The 26,610-nt window shown below is 58.5% G+C and carries 19 protein-coding genes and 2 pseudogenes; 9 read left to right on the forward strand and 12 right to left on the reverse strand.

Annotated elements, in window-relative coordinates; genetic code table 11:
• Nucleotides 1-6 precede the first annotated feature (6 nt).
• Nucleotides 7-711 carry a PIG-L deacetylase family protein gene (locus tag GJ630_RS02040; protein WP_014030878.1) on the forward strand — a complete coding sequence of 235 codons (705 nt, stop codon included), beginning with the start codon at nt 7-9 and terminating at the stop codon, nt 709-711.
• A gap of 39 nt (nt 712-750) precedes the next feature.
• On the opposite strand, the gene nagZ is transcribed toward GJ630_RS02040, so the two are convergent.
• The 4 genes from nagZ to GJ630_RS02060 form a co-directional block, all read right to left on the reverse strand.
• Complete coding sequence (gene nagZ / locus GJ630_RS02045; protein ID WP_197427615.1) at nt 751-2,298, reverse strand: beta-N-acetylhexosaminidase; 1,548 nt, start codon at nt 2,296-2,298, stop codon at nt 751-753.
• Nucleotides 2,299-2,397: 99 nt separating this feature from the next.
• The gene (locus tag GJ630_RS02050) at nt 2,398-3,315 is read right to left on the reverse strand and encodes a carbohydrate ABC transporter permease (RefSeq protein ID WP_014030876.1); all 918 of its coding nucleotides are present in this window, start codon (nt 3,313-3,315) and stop codon (nt 2,398-2,400) included.
• A 1-nt stretch (nt 3,316) separates the two neighbouring features.
• Nucleotides 3,317-4,177, reverse strand: coding sequence for a carbohydrate ABC transporter permease (locus tag GJ630_RS02055; RefSeq protein WP_008308407.1), 861 nt, complete (start codon nt 4,175-4,177; stop codon nt 3,317-3,319).
• Nucleotides 4,178-4,509: 332 nt separating this feature from the next.
• Nucleotides 4,510-5,877, reverse strand: coding sequence for an extracellular solute-binding protein (locus GJ630_RS02060; RefSeq protein WP_252718695.1), 1,368 nt, complete (start codon nt 5,875-5,877; stop codon nt 4,510-4,512).
• A 400-nt stretch (nt 5,878-6,277) separates the two neighbouring features.
• Between GJ630_RS02060 and GJ630_RS02065 the strand changes: the two genes are divergently transcribed.
• The 4 genes from GJ630_RS02065 (at nt 6,278) to GJ630_RS02080 (ending at nt 10,828) form a co-directional block, all read left to right on the forward strand.
• Nucleotides 6,278-7,129, forward strand: a complete 852-nt coding sequence (locus tag GJ630_RS02065) for an SIS domain-containing protein (protein WP_371726801.1) — start codon at nt 6,278-6,280, stop codon at nt 7,127-7,129.
• Nucleotides 7,130-7,366: 237 nt separating this feature from the next.
• Entirely contained in the window at nt 7,367-8,515 is a 1,149-nt protein-coding gene (dgoD, locus tag GJ630_RS02070) for a galactonate dehydratase (RefSeq protein ID WP_014030872.1), read from the forward strand.
• 52 nt (nt 8,516-8,567) lie between these two features.
• Entirely contained in the window at nt 8,568-9,314 is a 747-nt protein-coding gene (locus tag GJ630_RS02075) for an IclR family transcriptional regulator (protein WP_014030871.1), read from the forward strand.
• Between the two features lie 455 nt (nt 9,315-9,769).
• Nucleotides 9,770-10,828 carry a glucose 1-dehydrogenase gene (locus GJ630_RS02080; RefSeq protein WP_191449315.1) on the forward strand — a complete coding sequence of 353 codons (1,059 nt, stop codon included), beginning with the start codon at nt 9,770-9,772 and terminating at the stop codon, nt 10,826-10,828.
• A 290-nt stretch (nt 10,829-11,118) separates the two neighbouring features.
• On the opposite strand, the gene GJ630_RS02085 is transcribed toward GJ630_RS02080, so the two are convergent.
• Together GJ630_RS02085 and GJ630_RS02090 are read right to left on the reverse strand one after the other, a co-directional pair.
• Nucleotides 11,119-11,703, reverse strand: a complete 585-nt coding sequence (locus GJ630_RS02085) for an HD domain-containing protein (RefSeq protein ID WP_050036566.1) — start codon at nt 11,701-11,703, stop codon at nt 11,119-11,121.
• Nucleotide 11,704: 1 nt separating this feature from the next.
• Nucleotides 11,705-12,424 carry an EthD family reductase gene (locus tag GJ630_RS02090; RefSeq protein ID WP_023842934.1) on the reverse strand — a complete coding sequence of 240 codons (720 nt, stop codon included), beginning with the start codon at nt 12,422-12,424 and terminating at the stop codon, nt 11,705-11,707.
• 104 nt (nt 12,425-12,528) lie between these two features.
• Here GJ630_RS02090 and GJ630_RS02095 point away from each other — a divergent pair, with 104 nt between their 5' ends.
• Nucleotides 12,529-13,890 carry an NAD-dependent succinate-semialdehyde dehydrogenase gene (locus tag GJ630_RS02095; RefSeq protein ID WP_191449316.1) on the forward strand — a complete coding sequence of 454 codons (1,362 nt, stop codon included), beginning with the start codon at nt 12,529-12,531 and terminating at the stop codon, nt 13,888-13,890.
• 134 nt (nt 13,891-14,024) lie between these two features.
• Entirely contained in the window at nt 14,025-14,696 is a 672-nt protein-coding gene (gene npdG, locus GJ630_RS02100; protein WP_191449317.1) for an NADPH-dependent F420 reductase, read from the forward strand.
• Between the two features lie 112 nt (nt 14,697-14,808).
• On the opposite strand, the pseudogene GJ630_RS02105 reads toward npdG, so the two are convergent.
• From GJ630_RS02105 to GJ630_RS02130, 6 genes and pseudogenes are all read right to left on the reverse strand, one after another.
• Nucleotides 14,809-16,808 (reverse strand): annotated as a pseudogene (locus GJ630_RS02105) (AMP-binding protein).
• Between the two features lie 71 nt (nt 16,809-16,879).
• A complete protein-coding gene (locus GJ630_RS02110) occupies nt 16,880-17,263 on the reverse strand; it encodes a PaaI family thioesterase (protein ID WP_014030864.1) in 384 nt (127 codons plus the stop codon).
• 165 nt (nt 17,264-17,428) lie between these two features.
• Entirely contained in the window at nt 17,429-18,433 is a 1,005-nt protein-coding gene (locus tag GJ630_RS02115) for an LLM class flavin-dependent oxidoreductase (RefSeq protein WP_191449318.1), read from the reverse strand.
• Nucleotides 18,434-18,519: 86 nt separating this feature from the next.
• Nucleotides 18,520-19,787 (reverse strand): annotated as a pseudogene (locus GJ630_RS02120) (M24 family metallopeptidase).
• Between the two features lie 116 nt (nt 19,788-19,903).
• On the reverse strand, nt 19,904-20,866 hold the full coding sequence (locus GJ630_RS02125) for an NAD(P)-dependent oxidoreductase (protein ID WP_191449326.1): 963 nt from the start codon (nt 20,864-20,866) through the stop codon (nt 19,904-19,906).
• Nucleotides 20,867-20,927: 61 nt separating this feature from the next.
• Complete coding sequence (locus GJ630_RS02130; protein WP_014030860.1) at nt 20,928-22,631, reverse strand: thiamine pyrophosphate-binding protein; 1,704 nt, start codon at nt 22,629-22,631, stop codon at nt 20,928-20,930.
• 1,189 nt (nt 22,632-23,820) lie between these two features.
• Between GJ630_RS02130 and GJ630_RS02135 the strand changes: the two genes are divergently transcribed.
• Nucleotides 23,821-25,026, forward strand: coding sequence for an ABC transporter substrate-binding protein (locus tag GJ630_RS02135; protein WP_050038221.1), 1,206 nt, complete (start codon nt 23,821-23,823; stop codon nt 25,024-25,026).
• A gap of 186 nt (nt 25,027-25,212) precedes the next feature.
• On the forward strand, nt 25,213-26,331 hold the full coding sequence (locus GJ630_RS02140; RefSeq protein WP_014030858.1) for a pyridoxal phosphate-dependent aminotransferase: 1,119 nt from the start codon (nt 25,213-25,215) through the stop codon (nt 26,329-26,331).
• Nucleotides 26,332-26,610 lie beyond the last annotated feature (279 nt).

Here is a 26,610-nt window from a genome sequence, read left to right on the forward strand (position 1 = left end):
CATAGTATGGACGTCCTCGTAGTAGTTGCCCACCCAGACGACGCAGATGTCTTCTGTGGCGGTACGATAGCAAAGCACGCTGAACGCGGTGACGAGGTCAGTATCGTACACATGACTCGGGGAGAGTACGGCGGGCTGCGAACGGACTCACAGGAAGCCGTCGGGAGAGTCCGCGAACAGGAGGCCCGCGCCTCGGGGGCAGTGTTAGGCGCGTCGGAAGTCGCGTTCCTCGAGTTCAAAGACGGGCGGATCACTTACTCCCTGGAGAACCGTGTAGAGATGGTGGATGTAATCCGGGAGTACGACCCGGACATCATCCTCACGCACTACAAAGACGATCTGCATCCAGACCACCGAGCGACGTCACGTTTAGTTACGGACGCGTACTACATGGCTTCGCTCCCCCTCGTTGAGACGGATTTCGAACCCTGTGATCCGGACAACATCTACTACTTCGGCAAGCCGACATCGGAGTTTACCCCCTCCATGTTCATCGATATCGATGGGTACCTGGAACAGAAGGTCACAGCGATCAAGAAACACGAGTCTCAGGTAGAGTTCCTCGTCGAGCACGGCGGCATCGACGCCGAGTTCGACAACCTCATCGACGGACTTCGCGCCGAGAATCTCGTGTTCGGGAAACAGGCCGGGGCCCGCAGTGCGGAGGGGTTCGTCCCGCTGCACGAGTCCGCACAGGAGTTTCTCGGATAAGGTCGCTGGCGTTTCACGAGCACTGTCGTTGAAGCGACCTCAGTCGGGAATCGTGACCGGAAGCGTCCCCGTTGGGTCGACTGTCCCTGCCAGTGTTTTCGCCGCTGCCTGAATCGCACCTGGTGAGTAGCCGTAGGTCGTCAAAAACGTGGCCGCACCTGGACAGACAGAGAGGTCGTATGGGTTCCGTACGGCAAGGACTGCCAGCTGGTCGTGGTGCGCAATGAGCGTCCGGAGCGTCGCTGCCTGTGACTCGTTTGCCAGGGCATCGTAACTGACAGCGACAATCTGCTCGTTCTCTGGCGCTATCTCGACAGTCTCACCGGTCGCCACTGTATGTGTCGTGATTTCAAACCCGACCTCGCTGAGCGCAGCAGAGACCGCCTCTGGGTCGTATCGCTCGTCCTCGGCGGGCGACCCCCGCGTTCCGGTAAAGCTGACCACATGCAGGTGACGCGACGTATCGAACGGCACTGTCTCGCTGTCGTCCCTGACGAGTGTTACCCCACAGTTTGCGATTTCAGTTGCAAGCTGTTTCGATTCGGGCGCACAGCGATTCCACTCCGGCTTTTCGGCAGTCTCAGATGCACCCATCCGTTGCTGTTTACAACGCCGGATGCGCTGCAGCGACCGGTCGATTCGCTCCTCGGTAAGCCGTCCCGTTCGGACGGCGGTAAGCACGGCCTCAATCGCTGCACGCTGTCGCTCGAACGTATGTGAAACAGTGACGATATCACACCCGGCCTCGATTGCACGGACAGCCCCTTCGGCGGGACCGACGCCTTCGGCAATCGCGTCCATCTCGAGACAGTCCGTGACGAGTAACCCATCAAACCCCAATTGCTTTCGAAGCAGTGCTGTCTGGACTGCCGACGATATCGTCGCTGGCAGTTCCGCGTCGCCTGTTATCGCCGGAAAGGCAACGTGTGTGGTCATGATCGCGTCGATACCGCTCTGTATCGCCGCTTCGAACGGTGCGAACTCCACGCGTTCCAGTCGGGACCGCTCGTGGGCGACCACCGGCAGGTCGAGATGTGAATCGACTGCCGTGTCGCCATGACCGGGGAAATGCTTCCCACAGGCCGCGACAGCCACGGACTGGAGGCCCTGGGCCATGGCTGCGCCCAGCGCGGCCACGCGCTCGGGATTTTCACCGAAGGATCTGACACCGATTACGGGGTTGTCCGGGTTGTTGTTGACGTCGAGGACTGGCGCGAGGTTCAGATTGATCCCGAGGCTCCGTAGCTCCCGTCCGACGGTCGCACCTGCTTTCCGAGCCATCGCTTCGTCATCGCAGGCCCCAATGAGCATCTGACTCGGCAGTTGCGTGCCCCAGTTGAGGCGTGAGACGACGCCGCCCTCCTGGTCGGTGGCGACGAACAGTGGGAGGCCAGCGCCGACTGCTGTGGCTTCTGACTGCAACTCCGCCGAGAGGGCTGCCACCTGCGCCGGCGACGTAATATTTCGGGTGAAATAAATGATGTTGCCGAGGTTGTACTCACGAATCAGTTCCCGTATCCCAGCAGTCGGTTCGGTGCCATCAAAGCCAGCCATGAATAACTGGCCGACTTTCTGTGCTAATGGCATACTCGCCACCGTCTGAGTCTGCATATAACAACATCCGACGTGCTGGGGATATAAAACTACGTTTGGAATCGCGAACCGCCACAACACTGGAGCCGAAGATTACTGCTTGACACTCCCGGACGTCAGCCCGGAAACGATCTGCCGCTGGAACACGACGAAGATTGCGAGCAGTGGGACAGCGGCGAGCGTCGAGGCAGCCATCATCTGGCCCCACATCGTCTGATCCTGCTGCTGGAAGTTCTGAATCCCAATGGAGAACGGCGTGACGTTGTCGGTCGCCAGGACCGACGCGAAAAGCACCTCGTTGAACGCGAGCAGGAACACGAACATCCCAGTCGCAGCCAGGCCCGGTGCTGCAAGCGGCATGACGACGCGGAACAGGGCCTGTGTCCGCGTACAGCCGTCGATCCGCGCGGCTTCCTCCAGCGCGGTCGGTATCGTGTCGAAGTACCCACGAAGCATCCAGATGGTGAACGGGACGGTAAACGTCGTATAGAGGAATATCATTCCATGGTACGTGTCTTTCATCGGAACGTTCGCCGACTGGTCCATGACGATGAACAACAGAAACATCGGGATGAGGATGAGTACTCCGGGGATCATCTGCGTTGCGAGTGCCCCCATCTCGAATTTCTCCTTGCCAGGGAACTCATATCGCGACAACGAGTAGGCAGCCAGTCCACCGATGAGCAGCGAAAGAACTGTTGTCACGCTCGAAATGACCAGGCTGTTAACGTAGTAGTCGACGAGCGGGAACCGCTGGAACATCAGGAAGTAGTTCTGGACATAGGGGTCCGCCGGAATTATGTCGAGCCCGAGTTGCAGCACTTCATCGCGGGTTTTGAACGACGTCGTGAACATCATCCAGACGGGGAATATCGCGAATATGAGAACAAGGATGAGCACGGAGCGCCAGAGCAGTTGGTACACGAGCTCTTTACCATCGGCAGTCAGCCGCATTTCGTCGGGCACCATCGTACTTTCTGACCCGACAGCAGCCATGAGCGAACTGAGCATCTCAGATAGCCCCTCCGTCGTAGCTAGACGCCACAACGCGCTTGTAATAGACGTATGCGATGGTCATAGAGAACAGGAACAGCATCGCGCTGAGCGCGGACCCGATCCCGTACGCACTCTGTTTGAAGCCAAAGGAGTAGATGAGCAACATCAGGACGTTCCCCGATTCGCTCGGTGACCCTCCCAGCAAAATATACGGGACGGGGAAGTTGATGAAGGTCCAGAGGATCAACAGCAGCAGAATGACGGCAGAGACGGGCTTCAACTGTGGCAGCGTCACGTACCGCAGTTTCCCCCACCGGCCGGCCCCGTCTATCTCTGCAGCCTCGTACAACTGCTCCGGTACCGACTGCAGTCCGGCGTACAACATGATCGCCGCATACGGGAAGTTCCGCCAGACGTTCGCGATGATTATCGCGTACAGTGAGTTTGGACCCAGCAGCCAGAACAGGGACCCCTCGATGAGTCCGGCCTGCCGGAGTAACGCGTTGATGACTCCAGTATCGCTCCGGAACATCATCCGCCAGGTGAGAAGCGTGACGACAACCGGTGTCACGTACGGAATCAGAATCACGGTCCTCGCGACAAGCTTCCCCCGGAATTGCTTATCGAGGGTGAGTGCGGTGACGAGCCCGAGAACGTACGTCCCTACGACCGAGCCAACCGTGTACAGAATGGTGACTTTGAGCGAGTTCCAGAACTGTGCGCCATAGATCGTATCCTTCTGGAAGACCTTCGCGAAGTGGTCAAGCCCGACGAACGTCTCTGGGCGGAACCAGTCAGTGTATCTGAGCGACGGGAACTCGTAGAAGCTCATAACGAACCCGAGGATGACTGGAATCCCGTGGACGAGAAGCATCATTGCCAGAGCCGGGGCAATGAGCTTGAGTCCGAAGCGCTGGCTTGCAGGTAACGAGCTAACGTATGGGATATGAACCGCTGGGAGTCGACGTCTGACTCGCTGGTACGCGGACAGGAGCATACACAATCGATTATTATGCAATGTATTTAACCGTTCTGCACGACGCTAGAGTGACACGGTCCCGACACAAAGCTATAGTAGCCATTGAAAATCAATGCACACCTGATCGCACGACGGCAGTGCGATAAGTGTGTACATCGTTTCAATTGTTACTATAGTAGCTATTCGACCGGACAAGCACAGAACCACACTGAAACGCCTGTTTTCCGAGGTTATCCTTGAAGCGCGTTTTCTGCCTGCATCGCAGCCTGTTGGAGTGCCTTCTCGGTATCGCCTTCGGACCAGGAGTCCGTTGCTGCCTTCGTGAGTACCTTCGTGACAGCCCCCTTGATCGCTCCGGAGACATCACCCCAGCCCACGACTTGCGGCGCTGTCTTGGCGTTTGTGTTGTTCAGAACGTCTTCACTGAAGGACTGATACAGCTCACCCTGGAAGGCGTCTTGCTCGAAGCTACTCTTGATCGTCGGCAAGAAGCCAGAGCCCTTCGCGAGTTCTGCGTTGACCCCCGGCTGCATCAGATACTCGATGAACGTCGCGGCTTCGCTCTTCTTCTTCGTCCAGGGATGGATGCCCATGAGGTTCACTCCGAAGAAGGTCGACGACTCTCCCCGGGGACCGGCCGGCGGCTTGCCGACGCCGAGTTCGGCGTCGATATCGTTTGCTACTCTGAGCCCCTGCCACGTCGAGGCTATCCGTTTGCTGCTAAACGCGTTGTTCCGTGCAACGCCGTTCCACTCGACTGACGCCTGTGGGGACGCCTTGTGCGTCGTCGACAGGTCCTTGTAGAAATTCAGCGCCTCCACCGCCGCGTCACTGTCGAATGTCGGCTTGGACCCGTCGATCACGCTCCCGCCGTTTTGCCAGATGAGCATCATATAGTACTGGACGACTGCCCAGTTGTTCGCCCCCGGAATGCCGAACAGGTATCTCGTGTTGTAGCCTTCCTGTTCCCACTTTTCGGCCTGCGTGTTGTACTTCGACGCATCATTCGCGAGTTCGTCCCAGGTCGACGGAGGGCCATCGATACCGGCTTCCTCGAACAGCGATTTATAATAAATGTGTCCGCGGGGTCCCCAGAACCAGGGGAACCCAGCCCGGACGCCGTCGAATTTACCGATCTGAAGCGGTGACTCGTAGATATTGTCTGTCGGCATCGAGACGCCGGCTTCTTCGAGGTCCATCCAGCCGTCGGAATTGACCTGTTGTGGCATCCACGTCGATGCGATCTCTTCGACGTCCGGACCGGTCCGGGTGGAGATACTGTTGTTTTGCTTCTTCCGAGCGACGCCCCAGCCCATCGTCTCGAAATCCACGCTGATCCCGTGTTCTTTCTTCAGTATGGGATTGTGCTTCTCGTAGAACGTCTCAATGTGGTCATTGACGAAGTGACGGACTGTGAGGGTGGTTATATCGTTCGATTGCTCCCCGGTGCTCGCGCCGGAGTCGCCGTCCCCGCCATCCCCGGAGGTACTCTCTGAACTTCCGTTGCTGCCACAGCCCGCGAGCAGCGTGACTGTTGCCGCTCCGGCGCTTTTGATGAAGCGACGTCGCTTGCCACTCCGCAAACTACTGTCTGACATATGCTATCACCAACGACCCATGTAGTATATATAATTAATTGTTTAGGATATTCTTCGTAACACTGTGTTCCTGTGGACTATCACAAATACCTATCGTGTGGTTTTATAATACACTGCCATCAATTGGTAATCTAAGTGATCGCAGAGAGGCTTCGGTCAGTCAGACAGTTGCTGGCTGACCGAAGCCTCTGCCGGCGTTGTCGCTGAAACAACTGACCACAGTGCCGTCCCATGAACATCAAAACATGACCACACACGCATCTACGACGAGATCCGTTCCGGTATCGACCGACTGAACGATTTCGAACTGAGCACGCACGACCTTTCCGAGCCACGCGAGCGTATTGCACACGCTGACCGAGTCCACTTCATCGGCTGTGGATCCTCGTACTGGACCGGCGTGATCGGTCAGTATGCGTCTTTCCAGAGCGGCATCGATGCAACGGCGCACGCCGCGTCAGAATATCTGTTCGCCGGTCCGCCGATTACTGAGGAAACGGTTGTCGTCGCCTACTCCCAGTCCGGCGAAACGTCTGAAACCGTTACAGCCGCTCGCCGAGCAAAAGAGGGAGGTGCAGTCGTTATCGGTATTACAAACAGCGCCGATTCGACGCTGGGGTCTGTAGCGGACGAGATCCTCGTCACGCCGGCGGGGACCGAGAAAGCAGTCCTTGCTACCAAAACAGTCGATGCCGCGTTGATGCTGACGTTCTCGCTGCTCGAAAGCAAATACAGTGAGTACACACCGAACGAACTGCAACGCACATGCCGGAACGTCATCGACCAGGACTTTCAGGCAGCCGTCGCTGTCCTCGCGGAGGCCAAGACACTCTACACTCTCGGACAGGGGATCGAATATGGGCTTGCAGGCGAGGCGGCGACGAAGTTCGGCGAGGGTGCACTGTTGCATACGACAGCACTCCCGACACCGGAAATCAGCCACGGTCCCATCGCAAACGCTGCCGGTGAGCCGGCACTCGTCATTGCGACCCGAGAATCGAAGTCATCGTTGACCAGCGAGGTCGTTTCAAAGCTACGCGACGCCGGAGTGATCACAATTGTCCTGCGGCGGCCGACGAACGACTACGGTGGAGACATCTCAATCAAACTCCCGTCCCGATCACCGGACCACCCGATAGTCCCGTTGAAGATCCTGCAATCGCTCACGTACAAGACGGCCGTCAAGAAGGGATACAATCCGGACGATCCACCGGAACTCTCGAAACATATCGAGTGGAGTGCGCTGGGGTAGCGGGCTACACCAGCAACCCTAGCGAAGGGCACGTATCGATCACCGATGAGAAGCAACGAATTGAAACGGCTAACTCACACTGGTCTCTTTTCCGCCCTCTGGAGTCCTGTCGATAGCTGACAGCGGTGACGACCGTCACGATACACAGCCGCACAACCGATATGTAAACCCAGTGGGAGCTGGATTATGCAGATTATATCATGAAGGTTAATCACACTCCGGATACGATGCGGCAGTATGCAAATCACCGGATACGAACTGTTCGAAATCCCTCCCCGCTGGGTCTTCCTGAAACTAGAAACCAACACCGGAGTTCTGGGGTGGGGTGAGCCCGTCATCGAGGGGAGAGCGAAAACAGTTCGAGCGGCGGTCGAGGAGATGCTGGACCAGTATCTCATCGGGAAGGACCCGTTTAGAATCGAGGACCACTGGCAAGCGCTGTACCGTGGCGGGTTCTATCGCGGCGGACCGATCCTGATGTCTGCCATCGCTGGTATCAATCAGGCGCTCTGGGATATCAAGGGGAAACACTTCGGTGCACCTGTGTACGAACTGTTGGGTGGGAAGAGCCGTGATAAGGTTAGAGTGTATAAGTGGATCGGCGGTGACCGGCCGGAGGATGTCGCTGCAGAAGCGACGCGGTTAGCCGAGGCCGGCTACACCGCACTCAAAATGGATGCGACGAATCAGACCCGGTTCATCGAAACGAAGGCGTCGCTCGACGAGATCACAGAACGGATTCAGCACGTTCGAACAGCGGTGGACGACCGAGTGGATCTCGGGATCGATTTCAGAGGCCGAGTATCAAAATCGATGGCCAAGACCCTCACCAACCGCCTCGAATCCGTCGAACCGATGTTCATCGAAGAGCCAGTGCTTCCCGAGAACATCGAACACCTTCCGAACATCGCGGCACAGACACGCGCACCAATCGCAGCAGGTGAGCGACTGTACTCGAGATGGGATTACAAAGACCTCCTCAAAACGGGGGCGATTGACGTGATTCAGCCCGATGTCTCTCACGCAGGCGGTATTTCAGAGATGGTCAAACTTGCTAACATGGCGGAGTCACACGACGTCGCCATTGCACCGAACTGCCCACTGGGTCCAATTGCGCTGGCTGCGTCGATCCAGGTGGATACGGTCGTTCCGAACCTGTTAGTCCAGGATCAGGGGTTCGACGTCCACTCTGAGACGACCAGTCCCGCACACGATCTGCTGAATTCGAACCCGTTTGCGTTCGACGACGGCTACCTGAAGACGCTGGATGGCCCGGGACTGGGTATCGACGTAGCACTAGATGTCGTTCGGGAGAAGGCAGAGGCCGATCTCGACTGGCACAACCCGATATGGCGGCACGAGGACGGTAGCGTCGCCGACTGGTAACGATCGTTTCATAATAATAAAAACTTAAGCTATAGACGGGAGTAGTAATCTTATGCCCGATAAAACTGAGACAGCAACACTTTCGGCACCGATGAAGACGTTCGCCATCGTCGACGTGCTCAGAGACGCCGACGGGCCGCTTGGCGTCTCAGAGGTGGCCGAGCAACTCGGGTACACTCGGAGTACGACATACAAGCACCTGAATACGCTGTTGCAGTCAGGCTACGTTACAAAGAGTACAGGAAACTATCAGCTGACGTTACAGTTTGCCGATATCGGCGAACACGTTAAATCTCAGGCACCCATCTACCACGACACGAAGCCCCAGATAGACCAGATATCAGCGACGACCGGCGAGTCTGCCGGACTGGTTATCAAGTGCGAAAAGCAAATTGCCGACGTCTATCACACCGCTGTTGACGACTCTCCGAGACACGTAAACTCCCCGTGTTTTCACTGCAGCGCTCCGGGAAAGGCAATCCTCGCGGCGACCGACCCAGAGGCGGTCGATGCTATTTTAGACCACACTGGTCTGCCTGCAATGACCGAGAACACGATTACGGATCGCCAGACGCTCACTGCCGAACTCGACAATATCCGGGACCGAGGTATCGCGTTCGAGCGTCGCGAGCAGTATCCAGACGTAAACTGCGTCGCGGTTCCGATTCAGGACCAGTCTACAACCGCAGCCGTGTACGTGGCAGGACACGCTGAACGGCTGAGCGGGAAGCGGTTACAGGAGGATGTCCCCGGGATGATTCTGAGCGCCGTCAGGCAACTCAATGCGGAGCAAATCTGAGTCATTCGTCAGCCATTCGTGTTCACGGCCATTATCAATATAGCCTGGAATCAGCAATGTTCAGTACAGCCGCAGCAACTCCAGTCCTAGCTGACCGACGGCAGTTTCAGCAATGCCATACATATCCCAACAAAAATTTTTATCCGAGATAGGGTATTTCTTTTAGCGAAACCATTTGAGAGCGAGTGGTGAGCGAAATAACAGCCGTACACATATTATTCTAATTCACTCACCTGAACCTGGCCCTCCTAAATATGCACATATCGTACTGTAGCGGTGCTGCATCGGTTCTTTCTCATCCACTTGCCGTTCACACCGCTGTCGTTCAGTATGCTTCCCGCATCCTCACAGCTTTTCGTAATACGAAATAATTTCGCCGAAGTCCCTCTATCTATTGGTCGAAACATTCAACTGTTGATGGATGGTGCGTTTCACTCACGGGGATACCTACAACAATGGATGCAATCGCTGTCAAGCGGGGGAAGACTCGGCCAGAACGCATCGACATCGAGCGCCCGGAACCGGACGAGGGAGAGGTGCTCGTGCGGACGCTCCGTGTTGGCATCGACGGAACGGACTTTGAGGTGCTATCGGGATCACATGGCGAGTTTCCCGAGGGCAGCGACTACCAGATACTGGGCCACGAGGCCGTCGGCGTCGTGGAGTCCTCGAACGGGACCGCGCTGAACGAGGGAGAGATTGTCGTCCCGACAGTCCGGCGGCCCGCAAACACGTCGAGTCGGTTCTTCGAGAACAACGAGCCCGATATGGCTCCACCAGGTGAGTATGTCGAACGGGGGATTGCGGGGGCGCACGGCTACATGGCCGAGTACTTCACCACACCCGCATCGTTTCTCGTCCCGATCCCGGAATCGCTGGCGGATGTCGGATTCCTGGTCGAACCGATCAGCAATGCCGAAAAGGCACTCGAGTTGGCACAGCGTTCCAGGTCGACCTTCGAGTGGCAGAATGCTGCCGGACTCGTCCTCGGAAACGGACCGCTAGGACTGCTCACATTGGCGATGCTTGCAGACCGGTGTGAGCGGACGTACTGTCTCGGCCGTCGTGAACGGCCGGACCCGACCATCGACATTATCGAGGAACTGGGGGCTACCTACGTTAATTCTCGACAGACGGCCGTCGACGAGATACCCGATGTCCACGAGCCGATGGATCTGGTGTTCGAGGCGACAGGGCATGCAAAACACGCGTTTTCGACGGTCGAGGCACTCGGTGCGAACGGAGTCGGCGTCCTCCTCGGCATCCCTGAGGACTGGGAATTTACTGTCAACGGTGGAGCGCTTCACAGGCAGTTGGTCCTCCAGAACAAAGCGTTGCTCGGGAGCGTGAACTCTAACGTCCGGCATTACAAACGCGCTCGTAACACACTTGCAGAATACCCGGACTGGTTCCTTGCGTCTATCATGACGACCCAGTGCTCGGTGTCGGGGTTTGCAGACGCATTCGAGAAGTCGCCGGATACTATCAAATCGTACATCGAATTCAGCGCATAAGCCGCAGCATACCCTCGATATGTGTATATACACTCGAAAGAGTGGTATTTCTCCGCACTTCCACATGAATAATTGTCTTAATCATTCTTTTGACGAGAATTTTCGAAACCAGGCTCCTCTAGGGACATTTATGGCAAGGAATTATTGATGTATGAGAATATTTTCGGTGTATTTAGATGTAAATGCTGGTTGGGGGCGTAGAAATCCATTGAAAACTCAAAATGAAAGCCTCGTAGGGACTAGTTTCGCCGGTCGACGCTGTGGCAGAGCGCTATCGTTCGCGCCAGTGGCTACGTTTGGGAATACTCATCGACCCACTCCTGCAGCGTGATGCCCATCGTTGACTGGGTAATCGCGTTCGAGGACGCGGAGTTCGCACTCTTGACGAGTTCGGCTTCCAGTGTCCGCGTCGGGATCTCGCCGATAAAGTGCGGAATCGCTCGTTGGACCGCCAGCGGACAGCCGACCTCGTGTGCGAGTGCATAGCCCGACAGGGAGTGTGGGACCTCTTCGGTTGCGTATTTCGGGTCCGGGTCGAGTAGCTTCTCGTCCTCGACGAAGTCGACGTACTCGTAGCACTTTCCGACGTCGTGGAGTAGTGTGGCTGCCACGATGACGTCCATATCGGGGTCGGCACCGTGGAACTCCTGCTGCTCGATAGCGGATTCCCGTGCGATTCTGGTGACACCGCGGACGTGCCTGACGTTGGTTACTTCGTGGATGTTCCAGGCGTAGGGGATATCGGTAATGTCGCGCCAGCCACCTCGGTCGAGCGCGAGTGTCCACGCCTCGATGACGTTGCTGCGGAGGCTGTCCGACGAGATGTAGTCGAGTTCCGGGAACGCCTCCGTGACTTGCTCCTCGTAGTCGGGCATGCTACCCCTCGTCCTGGACGAGCTGTTCCTGGCCGATAAACCGGGGCCGCTCGTCGATAGCCAAGAAGTTATCCACGTCCTCGCGTGCCGCTTTCGCTTTCCCTTTGTCGGGCGCGTAATCCCGCGACCCTTCGCTGCCGAGCGCGTCGTATAGCTTCTCGAGGTCGTCAAAGTAGAGTTCGGCGACGCCGTCGAACTCGGCGTTCTCGGGGTCAGTGGGGATGACCGTATTGTACTTGACGACGCCCTCGATTTCGCGGGCAATCGGCGTATGGTTGCTCTGCCAGTAGTCGACGAACTCATCGTGTGTCATGTCGTCCTGCCGGACGAGAAACGCCGAGTGCTTGTAGAGGCCGTCGGTGTCGCCGTCGACCTCGTCTTTCTGGACGATCTCTTCGCCGATAATACGCGGCCGCTCCTCGACAGCAAGGAAGTTGTTCACGTCCTCGCGGGCCTTCGCGGCGACCGCTTTCGTGGGGTCATAGTCACGGGAGCCGGGACTACCCAGCGCCTCGTGCAGGTCCGCAAGCGTCTCGAAGTACAGCTCCGCCAGTCCGTCGAATTCGGCGTGTGCTGGTTCTGTTGGAAGGACTTGCTGGTAGCGAACCACGCCCTCGATGTCCTTTGCAATCGGCGTGTGATTGGTCTGCCAGTAGTCGACGAACTCCTCGTGAGACATGCCGTCCTGTCTGACTAACAGGGCTACGTGCTTGTACATCATCAGCACATTTCTGACCTATGAATATAAAAGCTAACGCTGTCGTCTATCAGATTAGTTAGGTCAGTAAAGATTAATGTACGTGTGACGCCGAAGACTGAACCGGTATGGAAGCAGTCAATCCCGCTACGGGTGAGCGGCTAGACGTGTATGACCCGGATGATGACGACACGGTCGAACGAAAACTGGACCGAGCCGCAGCGACGTTCGAGGAATGGCGCGATGTCCCGTTGCGTGAGCGCGAGCAATTGCTCGTAAACGCCGGTGAGGTCCTCCGGGAGAACAAACAGCGGTACGCAGAGCTGATGACCCGGGAGATGGGCAAACCCATCACTCAGGCCGTCGCTGAAGTCGAAAAGTGTGCCTGGGCGTGTGACCATTACGCCGAATACGCACACAAGTATCTCTCCGAGGAGCACCACCCCAGTCCACCGGGGACAGAGGTAAAGACAGTCCATGACCCGCTCGGACCAGTGCTTGCAGTGATGCCCTGGAACTACCCCTTCTGGCAGGTCATTCGCTTTGCTGCACCCTATCTCACTGCCGGCAACGTTGGCCTCCTCAAACACGCCTCAAACGTCCCCGGCTGTGCGCTCGCACTTGACGAAGTGTTTGCTGAAGCCGGCTATCCTGACGGCGCGTTCCAGACGCTGATGGTTGGCTCCAGTAACGTTGACGGCATCCTCGCAGACGACCGTGTCCGTGCGGCGACGTTGACCGGAAGTGGCCCTGCTGGCCGTGCCGTCGCCGAAACCGCCGGCAAACACCTGAAAAAGACCGTACTGGAACTCGGTGGGTCTGACCCGTTTATCGTCCTTGACGACGCAGACCTCGATGCGGCCCTCGAAACTGGGGTACAAGCACGGACGCTCAACGGTGGCCAATCGTGTATCGCCGCCAAGCGCTTTATTGTTCACACAGACGTCTACGATGAGTACGTTGATCGACTCGTCGCTGCCTTCGAAGACCTCACTGTCGGCGACCCGATGTCCGACGAAACTGATGTCGGTCCACAGGCCGACCCTGACCTCATGGCCGAACTCCACGACCAGGTACAGGCCAGCGTCGACGCCGGAGCAACGCTGTTGACCGGGGGCGAGCCGCTTGACCGGACCGGCGCGTTCTACCCACCGACAGTACTGACTGATGTCCCTTCAGGATGCCCTGCCGACACAGAGGAGACGTTCGGACCAGTGGCGACCGTCTACGAGGTTGCCGATGCGGAAGAAGCAATCGCAGTCGCGAACGACACCCGTTTCGGGCTGGGTGCGAGCCTCTGGACTGCGGACCGGGAACGCGGCCAGCGGCTGGCACGAGAGGTCTCCGCGGGCTGTGTCTACATCAACGAGATGACCAAATCAGATCCGCGGGTCCCGTTCGGCGGCATCAAAGACGCCGGCTACGGCCGTGAACTCTCGGAGATGGGAATCAAAGAGTTCGTCAACAAAAAGACAGTCTGGGTCGAATAACCGTTCGCGTTTGGCACTGGGTGGTCTTCACATTGCTGACGCGCTCGGCTCTCGTCTGCCGGCAGCAACGATGGTAGTCAGCGATTCGCGTGACAGGACAAACCTTCTTGTTTCAAGGGGCGTTATGCAAGCGCATGGAGTTAGCAATACTGGGCGGTACTGGTGACATCGGTGAGGGGCTCGCAATGCAGTTTGCCTCGGACACGGACCACACGATTACGATCGGCTCGCGGGACGCTGCGAAAGCCACCGAGCGAGCGAGCACGTACGAAGAACGACTGTCCGAGCACGGCGTCGAGACTGGAATCAACGGGACAGACAACAGTAGCGCTGCGGCCGGTGCAGACGTGGTTATCCTGGCTATTCCGCCACACCACGTCGGCGATACAGTTGAAGCACTGGCAGAAGATGACGTGCTCTCAGACCAACTGCTCATTAGCCCCGCCGTCGGAATGAACGGCGATGGGGATGGACTTCACTACCGACCACCGTCGACAGGGAGCGTTACTGAGTTTGTCGCGGAGCGAGCCCCTGAATCTGTTCCAGTGGCCGGCGCGTTCCACAACCTCGCCGCGGACCGGCTAGCGGATCTGGAGGCCACGCTCGATGTGGATACGCTGGTGGTCGCGGACGACCCGGCGGTCAGTGAACGAGTCGTGACGCTAACTGATGACCTTGCGGGCGTCCGACCGATCCCTGCTGGGCCGCTATCGAACGCTACGGAGGTCGAGAGTCTGACGCCACTGCTCATCAATATCGCTCGATACAACGAGGATATGCACGATGTCGGTGTGAGTTTTAGCTAGACCCGGCCGCGCTTCCGTCCGCCGCCGCGGTTCGATAGTATCGTAGCGAGATCGGCGACGTCCTCGCGTTTGCCTGTATCTGTAGACAGTCGCAACCAGATCAGGAATTATCTCAGCGCGCGTTGTCGATTTCGTCGATCGCGTCGGGGTTTTCGATACTCGAGAGGTCCCCCAGTGCTGTCCCCTCGTAGACGTTCTGAACGATTCGACGGACAATCTTTCCCGACTGGGTCTTCGGGAACGCGTCGACGAAGTGGAGTTCACGCGGTCGGAACGGCTTGCCGAGCGCGGTCCCGACCTGCGCGCGCAACGTCTCTCGAAGGTCGTCTGACGCCTCGTACTCCTCGTTGAGGATGACGTATGTGACAACCGCGGTCCCCTTCGTTTTGTCGTCCGCACCGATGGCAACAGCGGCGTTGACCGCATCGTGTTCGATGAGTGCGCTCTCGACCTCGGCCGGGCCGACCTTCCGGCCGGCGACGTTGAGCACGTCGTCCGACCGACCGTGTAAGAACCAGAAGCCGTCCTCGTCTTTCTGTGTCCAGTCGCCGTGGTCCCACATATCGCCGAACCGCGACCAGTACTCTTCGAGGTACCGCTCGTCACCGCTCCACAGCGACTTTGTCATCGACGGTGCTGACGACTGACAGACCAGATACCCCTTCTCGTTGGCTTCGGCAACGGATTCCCCTTGTGCATCGACGATGTCGATGTCCATGCCGAGCGCCGGACCACCAAGCGTCCCCGGCTTCAGCGAATGCAGCGGCGTCGGTTGCAGGAAACAGCCGAATATCTCCGTTCCGCCGGAGATGTTCATAATCGGTGTCGTGCCGTCGCCGACGTTCTCCAGAAACCACTCCCAGGAGTCCGGGTCCCACGGCTCGCCAGTTGAACCCAGCAGGCGCAACGTCGAAAGGTCGTGCCCATCCGGCCACTCGTCGCCGTGTTTCTGTAGCGAACGGATCGCCGTCGGTGAAATCCCGAACACCGACAGATTGTGGGTGTCGATCATTTCCCAGAACCGGTCCGGCTCGGGATAGTCGGGGGCCCCCTCATACAGGAAGACGGTGCCACCGTGGGCGTGATTGCCGATCAGCGTCCACGGCCCCATCATCCAGCCGATGTCCGAGACCCAGAAAAACCGGTCTGCGGGCTTGTGGTCGAACGAAAAGAAGATTTCCTTCGCCGGCTGGACGAGCCCGCCGGCGTGCGTGTGGACGATGCCCTTCGGTTTGCCTGTTGTCCCAGATGAGTACAGCAGCATCGACTCGTGGTCGGCGGGGAGCGACTGGGTCTCGTAGTCGGCAGTTTGGGAACCGACTGCATCCGCCCACCATTCGTCACGAGCGGGGTCCCACGAGAGAGTGGATTCCCGAGAACCCAGCCGATTGTAGACGATTGTGTGCTCTACGTGGCCCGCCGCTTCGATAGCCTCGTCTGCGGCCGACTTCAGGTCGATTTCGCTTCCCCGGCGGTAGAAACCATCACCGGTGAACAGGACTGAACACTCGGCGTCTTCGATGCGAGTTGCTGTCGCGTCGACCCCGAAGCCGGAGAAGATAGGGACGGCAATCGCACCTACTTTGAAACAGCCATACAGCAATGGGACGATTTCCGGGACCATCGGCATGTACAGCCCGACGGTGTCACCGGGTCCGACACCGCGCTCTTCGAGTGCATTGGCGACGCGATTGGCCTGTTGGTGGAGTTCGTGATAGGTTATTTTACGGACTGTCCCGTTTTCACCCTCCCAGATTGTCGCGACGGTATCTCGGGTCTCTGAATCTGGGGCCGCGTGACGGTCGACGACGTTGTGCGCGATGTTGAGTTCCCCACCGACGTACCAGTCCGTGAACTGCGGACCATCTGTGTCATCGCGGACTTGCTCGTACGCCTCGTAAAACTCCAGGTCGAGATAGTCGACTATCTCGTCCCAGAACCAGTCAAGTCCGGACGCCGGCTCACCGTCGATATCGGTGACCGTCCGTCTGTGGAGTCTTCGAAGGTCTCGATGCCGTGCGCTTGCATGAACGCGTAGACGTTGCTCTCGGTCACGAACGTCTCGCTCGGTTCGTACCGTACCTCGTCGAGTGCTGTGAGTGAATCTGACATTGGATTCAAGTGGCTGTGACAGTGTCGGAAGCTGTGCAGTCGCTGCAGTTGAGCGACCCCGTCTGGTTGCGCTACCCCGTCTTGTAGACGCCGCGTGCGTCCGCGACCTGTGTGCCGTCTTCAGCGTACACTTCGACGCTGACGACGCCAACGTCACCGCCGTGGCGAACCACATCCGCCTCTGCTCGGAGGTCCCCTGTCCCGGCTTCGAGGTAATCGATGCGCATATCGATGGTCGGCACCGGCTGGTCGACGAGCGACACCAGAGCGGCCCCACCAACGGTGTCTGCGAGCGTGAACGTGACGCCGCCGTGGGCCATTATCTGCTCTTCGTTCCACGACAGCTCTTCGCGCATTTGGATATGCCCTTCGGCGTACCCGTTGTCGACTGTGGTTATTTCGATATCGAGCAGGTCGGCAAACGGCATGTTCTCGAAGAACGCTTCGATGTCCATACTCATTCAACCGGTTTTTCATCAGGGGAAATAAGTATTGGTGTTCACACGGTGCCGGACCACACGGGCGGTACCGAGGGACTCACTGGCGCTCATGGTGTCTCAGCCCCTTCGGTCCGGACTGCGTCTGGCGTCTCGGCAGTCACCGACACGACGTGCCAGTCCTTAGCTGACCTTCGGCTGCACCTCTTCACCCAGCCGCCGGATACACTCGGCCATCTCCTGCGTTCCGGTTCCCGGGTGATACGTCCGGAAGATGAAGTGTATGTCGTCGCCCAGCGCCTCGCGGTACGTTTCGAGTTCTTCGGTGACCTGATCGGGTGTCCCGAAGATAGCCTGCTCTTTGAGTTCCTGTTTGCGGTCTTCGTCCAGTTCCGCAACGGTCTCGCCGGAGAATATCTCCTCGTACCGGCGCTGGATGTAGAGGTAGCCGTCGCGCATCCGCTCCCACGCGTCCTCGCGGGAGTCTCCGACGAACCCGTGTTGGAGGACGTACACCTGAAAGTCGCCCTCGATATCCTCGTCGTCACGGACGTTACGGATGTCCTCGACGCGCTTGCGGACGCCATCGACTGACAGCGACGACGGGGCACACCATGCGTCAGCGGTCCGGGCGGCTCGCCGGACGGCAGGCCGCGACGCCCCACCGAGCATGAGGGGAACGTCGTGTGCAGGCTTCGGTGTCACAGTGACGTCCGACGAGATGTCATGGAATTCCGGCTCGTAGCCGAGCGGCCCGTCAGACCAGGCCCCTCGAAGTGTGTCGACCGTATCGGCTAGCCGCTCGGCCCGTTCGTCGTCAGGAATCCCGAAGGCGTCAAACTCGGAGACGTTGGACCCGATTGCCATCCCGAGCGTCGTTCGGCCACCGGAGATCTGGTCCACCGTTGCGATATCCTCGGCGAGCCGGATCGAATCGTACAGCGGCGCGAGTGCGATGCAGGACCCGATTTCGATGTCGTCGGTGACTGCGGCTAACGCCCCAAGCGCCGGTGTGACGCCCGACAGATAGTCGTCGTCGAGGAAGTGATGCTCTGAGACCCAGGCGCTATCGAGACCCGCGTTGTCGATAACTTCCCCCAGTTCGAGCATTTCGTCGTAAATATCGCTGGTTTCGCGGTCGTCGTCCGGGCGCTGCTGACAGGTAAACAGGCCTGTTCCCAGTTGCATAAATTTCCGTAACGGCGCGACCGACTTAACGGTAGTGGCACGCCGGCGACCAGACAGTGCGTGAGACCGGCCAAGATGCCTGCCAGTCAGTAGTCTATCCGCGTGATCTCCGAAACGGGCCATTCGCTGAGGATCTCAACGCCGTTCTCGCGGACAACGACCATCTCTTCGACGCGGACGCCCTGTCGCTCCGCGGGCTGCATCGTCTCGACAGCCATCGTCATGCCCTCCTCGATTTCGATCGGGTGGTCCGGCGAGAGCCCGCGCCAGATGAGCGGCGTCTCGTAGAGCTGTAGCCCCAGCCCATGGGCCCAGTGGTTGGTCGTCATCTGCCAGAACTCGTCGGCGTCGTACCAGTCCATATGCTCACCCTCTCTGTCGGGGAATCCTTTGCAGATCTCGTCGGTCGTGGCCCCCGGCTCGATTCGTTCGAGGACGTCGTAGAGGTCGTCACGCGCCTTTTCGTAGGCGTCTTTCTGTGCCTGCGTCGGTTCACCCATGCTGAACGTCCGGTAGTAACAGGAGCGATAGCCCAGATAGCCGATGTTGTAGAAATCCGCGTAGACGAGGTCGTTCGGCCGGATCATTCGGTCGGTCGTGTTCGCCTGATGTTTCGGCCAGGTGTTCGGACCAGAGGTCACGTAGCCGCCCTGGGCCATCGCGCCGTGGCCCCAGAGTTCGCCGACCGTGTCGCCCCAGACTTCCGATTCGCGCTTGCCTGGCTTCGCACTCTCCGTAATCCTCTGGAAGCCTGCCTCACAGATAGCAGCGACCTGTCGCAGACACTCGACCTCGTCGCGGGTTTTGGTCTTCCGCGCGTCGAGCATGATATCGGTCGCTGCACTGGTGTCGACATCGACGCCGCGGTCCTCGAACTTCTCGATGAGTGTCCCGTTCCCCACGTCGATACCCATCGGCTCCCGATCGACACCGTACTCTTCCATGGCGGTGTACACCGTCTCGGCCATCTTGTCTTTGAGCCAGTCGCGCGCGGAAGCGCTGCCTGACGCCCGGGGAACGTTGCCGAGTCCGGGACAGGCATACCGGATATCGTCGAGCCAGGGACAGTTGAACCGCTGGTTCGATGCGTGGTCCGCAGTGTCCCAGTGGACTACGTCGCCGTCTTCGGTCAGGAGCGTGTAGTGATCTGCCCCGCTCCCACCGGTCATCGCCAGCCCAGTGACGTACCGGACATTCGGGTCATTGATAAGCAGCATCGACCCCATTTCGGAGTCCTGCAGTCGGTCGAGGGCTCGCTCTTTGCGCTCGCGTCGCATCCGCTGGACGTCGATCCGCTCTTCCCAGTCGACGGCATGGTGCCACGCGTTCCTTCCATGAAGTCGCGCTCGTACATCACCTGTGCGTACACGGAGGTCCCTAATCAAACACCGGGTTCACCCTGATACAATGAGGCAAACACGCTCGCAGCCACTCCTGTTCGGAAGCACGCACACAGCCGGCGGGCCAGTGTCAGAGCGATTCGAGCCCGTTCTCTTCCCGGAGCGTGTTGATGTAGGACCGGAACCCGGATTCGAGGTCGTACTCGACCTCGTAGCCGAGGTCCTCTTGTGCGGCAGTCATATCGAGATTCTGCGTCCAGGGGAGTTCGCCCTCGTCGGAGACATCGAGGTCGGCGTCCGGGACGATTTCCCGGACAGCGTTGGCGGCTTCACGGATAGTCGCAAGGACGCCGCGGACGTTGTAGATGCGCTGGCTGAGGTCGTCCTCGTCAACGAACGTTGCTTTCCGGAACGCCTGTGCGATATCGCGGGCGTGTTGCCAGTCGATCACCTGATCACCGTACTCGACGCTGAACGGTTCGCCGAGTGCCGGCTTCTCGATGATGTTTGCGAGGAACGCCGACCCACCGGTTTCGCGGTAGGGGCCGTACGCGACTGTCGGACGGAGTCCAACGTGGTCAACACCGTAGTCCTCGTGGTAGACACGGGCCTGATGTTCGTTGTACTCCTTGGTCGCGCCGTAGAGCGTGTCAGGATAGACGAGTTCGCTCTCGTCGACGTACTCGGCGGCGTAGTTGTGTGGCGGCGCGTACACCGCCGCGCTGGAGGCCCAGGTGACACGCTCGATCTGGTCGTCGAGGGTGCGTGCGGCCTCGAAGACGTTGTTCGTCCCCCTGATGTTGACATCGAGGCCAGCCCGCGGGTTGTCCCGTGCTGTGTTCGTCAGCAGTGCCGCGAGGTGAACGATGTGTGTCGTCCCCGTCTCTTTGACGGCACGAATCACATCCGTCGCCTCGGAGACATCACCGCGCCGGATGGTCACGTCGTCGGCGACACCCAACTTCGATAGGATGTGGTCGTCCGTCGAGAGGTCGTAGGCGACGACGTCGTGGCCGTGTTCGATGAGGTCCTCGACCACATACGAGCCGAGGAAGCCGGTTCCACCAGTGACAAGCACCGTCGTATCTGTCATTGTCATATCAGTGTGTGTTCCGTGGTTGATTTATATTCTTTGCTAACCCGTGTCTGGGACGTCATTCGTGCAGTCCGCCGACTTCTTTGTAGAACGACGACTGGAGGGACTCGACCATCTCTTCGTCACGGTCGATGCGAACGTCGATGACGAACGGGACATCGGCGCTGGTCCCTTCGGCGAGTGCATCCCCGAGTTCAGCAGGCGTCACGGCTCGTGTCGCTTCAGCGCCGAACGCCTCGGCCGCTTTCACGAAGTCGGTGTCGTGGAACTCGACGCCAGCGATGTCGCCCGCCTCGTGTTGCATCTGACGGACCATCCCCAGGCTGGTGTCGTTGAGGACGACGAACGTGGGCGCGACGCCGTTCTCGACGGCTGTCTCCACACTCGTCATCGTCATCGTGAAGCCACCGTCGCCGGCGACGGCGATGACATCTTTCTCCGTCGTGATGGCGGCGGACACCGCGGCTGGCGTTGCCCATCCCATCGCGCCGACGCCACCGCTGCCGTAGTAGGTCCCGGTGTCCGGTGTCTGGAGGTAGTTCAGCAACCAGAATCGGTTGTTGCCCGAGTCTGCGGTCACGATGGTCTCCGAATCAACCACTGTCTCTATCTCTTTGACCGCCCGCTGTGGCTTGATTGGCGACGCGTCCGACTCGCATCTGGGGGCGTAAAACGACTCCTGCGCCGCGGCCGCACGGTCGCGCGCCCAGTCGTTTCCAGCGCTCTCGGGGAGGTTTGCCGCCAGGTCGTCGAGGCTCTGTGCGGCGTCACCGATGAGTGCAACATCTGCGGGGTAGACCCAGCCAGCGTTGCGTGTGTCGATGTCAGCGTGGATGATTGTCTGCTCGTCGGGTCGGATGAACTCCGGGGACTGCCAGTTCGTGTCCATCGGGTTCATGCGACAACCCACGACGAGGAGGACGTCTGCCTCGCTGACGACCTGATTTGCGCCCTCGTGCCCGAAGGAGCCGATAACGCCCGCGGCCAGGTCGTGGGTTTCGGGGAACGTGGACTTGCCGAGATAGGAGGTAGTGACGACGGCATCAGTAGCCTCAGCGACAGTTTCGAGCTGGTCGTAGGCGTCGGCCGCGTGAACGCCGTTGCCGGCGATGATGACCGGTCGGTCGGCCTCGCTCAGGGCTGTTATCGCTGTCTGGACGTCCTCGCGGGCTGGTCGCGATTCCCAGTTTTGCACCTGATCGTGACCGTCCCAGACCGGCGGAATCGGGTCTTCGGGCATCTCCTCGGTGACGGCATCGCCGTCGAGGATTATTGCCGTTGGCCCCGGCCGGCCGGCAGTCGCGTGTTTGAACGCGAGCTGGAGGCTTCGCACCGTCTCCGTCGGTGAGCGCGGGAACCAGTTTTCCTTGGTGTAGGCGTCGAGTGCTGACGGCAGGTCCAGCCCGCCGTAGTCACCGCGAGCCTGCTGGTACGGCGCGAGTGTGGAATAGTCGCCACGCTCGCTGGCCTCGGTGATAACGACCATCGGTGACGAAGCGAGCTTGCCCTCCATCTGGCCGATTGCGCCGAGGCTGCCGATCCAGGGGCCTTGCCCCGCGAGGACCCCGGGGTTGCCGGTGAGTCGCCCGTGCATTTCGGCCATGACGCTGGCTTCGCGCTCATCGCGTGGTCGGACCATCTCGACGTCGGCCTCCGGGACGTGATCGAGAATCTCGATGGCACGACCGCCGGGATATCCGAAGACGTACTCGACGCCTTGCTCGTCCAGTTCTTCGACAAGGCGCTTTCCTGTTTCAGTCATGGGTAGTGAATTTGAGAGTCATTATCGCGTTACGTCCCACTGTGGGTAACTCCCAAGATATAGAGTTTGGGGTCAACGTTGCACCAATCCCGGTGAACGGACGTACTATTCGGGGCCCTGCGAAACTCGATGTCCTGCCGCGGTGTTCAAGTAATTCGACAAAGTCATAGTACCAGTTTCTAGCGGACTCGGTCCTTTGACCGCTCGGATTCCTTGTTATTGCTCCCGAAAACTGTTCTAATAGTTAGAACAGAGTAAATTCCAGTGCAGACTCCCTAGATTCATATACTGACTGAAAGGATAAATTAGGAAAATTGTCGGTAAAGACCTTCTAAGTTTGACTTCACCTACTGAGTAAGACACCTGAACCTTGGAGTATTGGATACTACGGTTGGCGGATTACAGCGTTACTGTTGTAACAGCGTTTGTCGCACGATTTTCGCATAGTGTTACACTCATATAGATGTAACAGTACCCTGCTGTGCAGGCTCGGTTGTCATTGTCCTCATATCTTTGTTATTTACATCGACGAATAACCCTTCTTTGGAGCGGAACTATCGGTTCTTCAATGCTGTAGAGGCAGTAGCGGTTCTGGGGAGTCCGTAGCAGCTGGGGACTCATTCACCGAACTACATACCGAAGGTTCAGTGAGCGTGGCTGTGAGTCCGTTCGAATAATTCGAACCATTACGATCTATGATTGATTTATATACTAGAGTCCTCCGGATAGCTGCCTGTCCGAGCGGAGAGTGACGACTGATCGCCGAATTTGAGAGCCCATTCCGATACGAGAACCGGACTGCGCATTCGGTATGGCTAGTCCGGTGCTGGTGCTCGATTGGACGCTCAAACCAGCACTCTCGCATCGGCTACCCGTACCTATCTGGGCCAGAAGTGCGCTGTAACGGTTATAGGGCACGTCGAACGCCCTGTCGCCGACACCGTTCGTATGTTTCGAACGAGTATCGGTACTGGCGCGGTGCGCACACGACAGCGTTGACAATACAGGTACGTCTGTTGAGAGTCTTCTGCGTATCGCTGTGTTCGAGATCAGCTCGGATCGGACTCGTCCCTCTCAGGGCCCGTTTCGTCTCTGAGCAGAACCGCTTCGGTTCATAATAACGTTTATCACGAAAGATGGTGTCATGGGTAGTGTTGCGATGCACGATACAGTCAGCCGTCGAACTGTCATGAAGAGCATTGGTGCCGCAGGCGCTGTCGGACTTGCAGGCTGTTCGGCAGATGGTGGTGATGGTGGCAGCGAGAACACCATCAGCATGGGTATCCTAATGGGAGTCACAGGTGGTCTATCCGAAGTGGGTCCCGCGATTCGGGACGCAGCAGAACTAGCCGTAAAACAGGTCCGAGACGCGGACAACGGGTTCTCAGTCGATACGCAGTTTGAGAATACGGAGACCAAGCCCAGTCGGGGTGTGAGTGGTGCGGAAGCCCTCGTGAACGGTGGCTACCCGATGATTTGCGGGGGGTTGGCGTCATCGGTGACACTGCAGGTCGCGGAGAACGTCGCAATTCCGAACCAGACCGTGATGTGCTCACCATCGGCGACGTCGCCGGATGTCACGTCACTGGAGGATAACGACTTCGTGTACCGGACGCCCCCCACGGACAAGTTGCAGGGGTCACTGCTGGCACAGATAGCAGCCGAACGGCTCGAGAAGGAGAGCGCAGCTATCCTCTTTCTCAACAACGCGTACGGGAACGGCCTGTCGAACGGATTCACGAAGACGTTCGAGGAGGAGTACGGTGGTGAGGTCCTGAATCAGGTCTCGTACTCGGCGGGTCGGTCCTCGTACACCTCCCAGTTGCAGAACGTGCTTGACGGTGATCCGGAGACGCTCGTGATTATCGGCTATCCGGAGAGTGGGAACAAGATCTTCCGGAACTTCTACGAGAACTTCGACAGAGCGGACATGGATATCCTGGTGCCGGACGGACTCAGGGCCGATGACTTGCCCGGGAATGTGGGCCACGACATGACAAACGTTCGCGGGACCAATCCGTCCTCGGCCGGACCGGGGATCGAGTACTTCAGATCTGCATACGAGGAGGAGTACGGCTCTGCACCGGGACCGTTCAATCAGCAGTCGTTCGATGCTGCGGCGGTTCTGCTGCTGGCACGCGCGGCAGCCGGTGAAGATGACGGGACTGCAATCCGAGACCAAATGCGGGCGGTCACAGATCCCGGCGGCGAAACAGTCGGACCCGAAAACCTTGGAGAGGGTGTTTCGCTGGCGGCCGACGGGAACGAAATCAATTACCAGGGCGTCTCGGGCCCGGTTGAGTTCGACGAGAACGGGGACCTGGCCAGCGCCGTGTACAACTACTTCAGGTACACGGAGGACGGCACAGAGAATATCGAGCAGGTGGAGGTGTAACCGAAATACCGCTGGGCTTTCTCCTCTGACTACAATTTCCCCTCAGTACGACAGTCTAGGTGGGTTTTGTACCATTGCCGTGGCTCAGATAGAACATGTTCATCATACTGTCTGGCAAGGTTGGGGGAACGGCACCTGTCGTACAACCGAAAGACTATAATCAAATACCGTTATACTCATGAACTGATGTCTCAGTACGCAGCACGCGTCGAAGAGATGGATATCAGCGGCATCCGAGAAGTCTTCGAGGCGGCAGGCGAAGACGCAATAAACCTGGGTCTCGGTCAGCCTGATTTCCCAACGCCAGAACACGCCCGGGAGGCAGCGACGAGTGCGATTCAGAATGGGATGGGCGACTCATACACGTCCAACAAGGGCATTCCAGAACTCAGAGAAGCCATCAGTGAACGCTACGCCACCGACAACGGACAGGACATACCGCCCGAAAACATCATCGCCACTGCCGGCGCAAGCGAGGCGATTCACGTCGCCATAGAAGCCCACGTCCAGCCAGGTGACGAAGTGCTCTGCCCCGACCCCGGGTTTCTGGCCTACGAACAACTGGTGTTACTCGCCGGCGGCGAACCAAAGCGGGTCGAACTCCGGGACGATCTGACCCTTGACCCCGCTGCTGTCGAGAATGCCATCACGGACAACACGTCACTGTTTATCGTTAACAGTCCTGCGAACCCGACCGGTGCGGTGCAATCGAAGCGGGATATGGCGGAGTTCGCGCGGCTAGCGGATGAGCACGAAGTCATTTGCCTCTCCGATGAGGTCTACGAGAAGATCGTCTTCGACGGTGAACACCACTCACCGGCGGAGTTCGCCAGCTCCGATAGGGTAATTCAGGCCAGCGCGTGCTCGAAAACGTACTCGATGACAGGGTGGCGGCTCGGGTGGGTGGCGGCCAGTTCAGAGCGAATCGAACGGATGTTACGGGTGCACCAGTACGTGCAAGCGTGTGCCAGCGCTCCATCGCAGTACGCTGCCGAAGCGGCGCTTACCGGCCCACAGGAACCGGTGCGAGAGATGGTGTCGGCCTTCGAGGAGCGTCGAAACGTGCTTCTCGATGGGTTGGAGGATATCGGCCTCGACACGCCAGTGCCGAAGGGAGCGTTCTACGCGATGCCTCACGTCCCGGACGGGTGGACCCAGAAGATGCTGGACAACGACGTCATCGTGGTTCCTGGCGAGGCATTCGGGCCGAGCGGTGAGGGACAGGCGCGGATCTCGTATGCCACGAGCACAGCTGAACTGAAAGAGGCGCTGGAAGTGATGGGAACGGTCACGGATTCTCTGTAGCGCGCCAGCAGGGACTCGCGACTGACTGAGCCTTCCGACAATCGGTTTCATATTTCTCGTCGTGGACATAGATACATATGCGCTTCAAGCGAGCACTGCCGAAGTCGGGAGCGTATGCGCCCGCGGTTGTGTACTGACTACTGGTATCAACGCTGAACCCTGGTATCAACGCCTGCGGTTGCAAAGCCCGCCTGACTTAGTTACATGTCTGATATATGTTGTACATTATCGTGTGTGTCACTAGCATGAAATGGGCGTATATTTTCGGTTCCCTGTGAT

Source organism: Haloarcula sp. CBA1122, assembly GCF_009741785.1.
In the GTDB taxonomy this organism is placed as follows: domain Archaea; phylum Halobacteriota; class Halobacteria; order Halobacteriales; family Haloarculaceae; genus Haloarcula; species Haloarcula hispanica.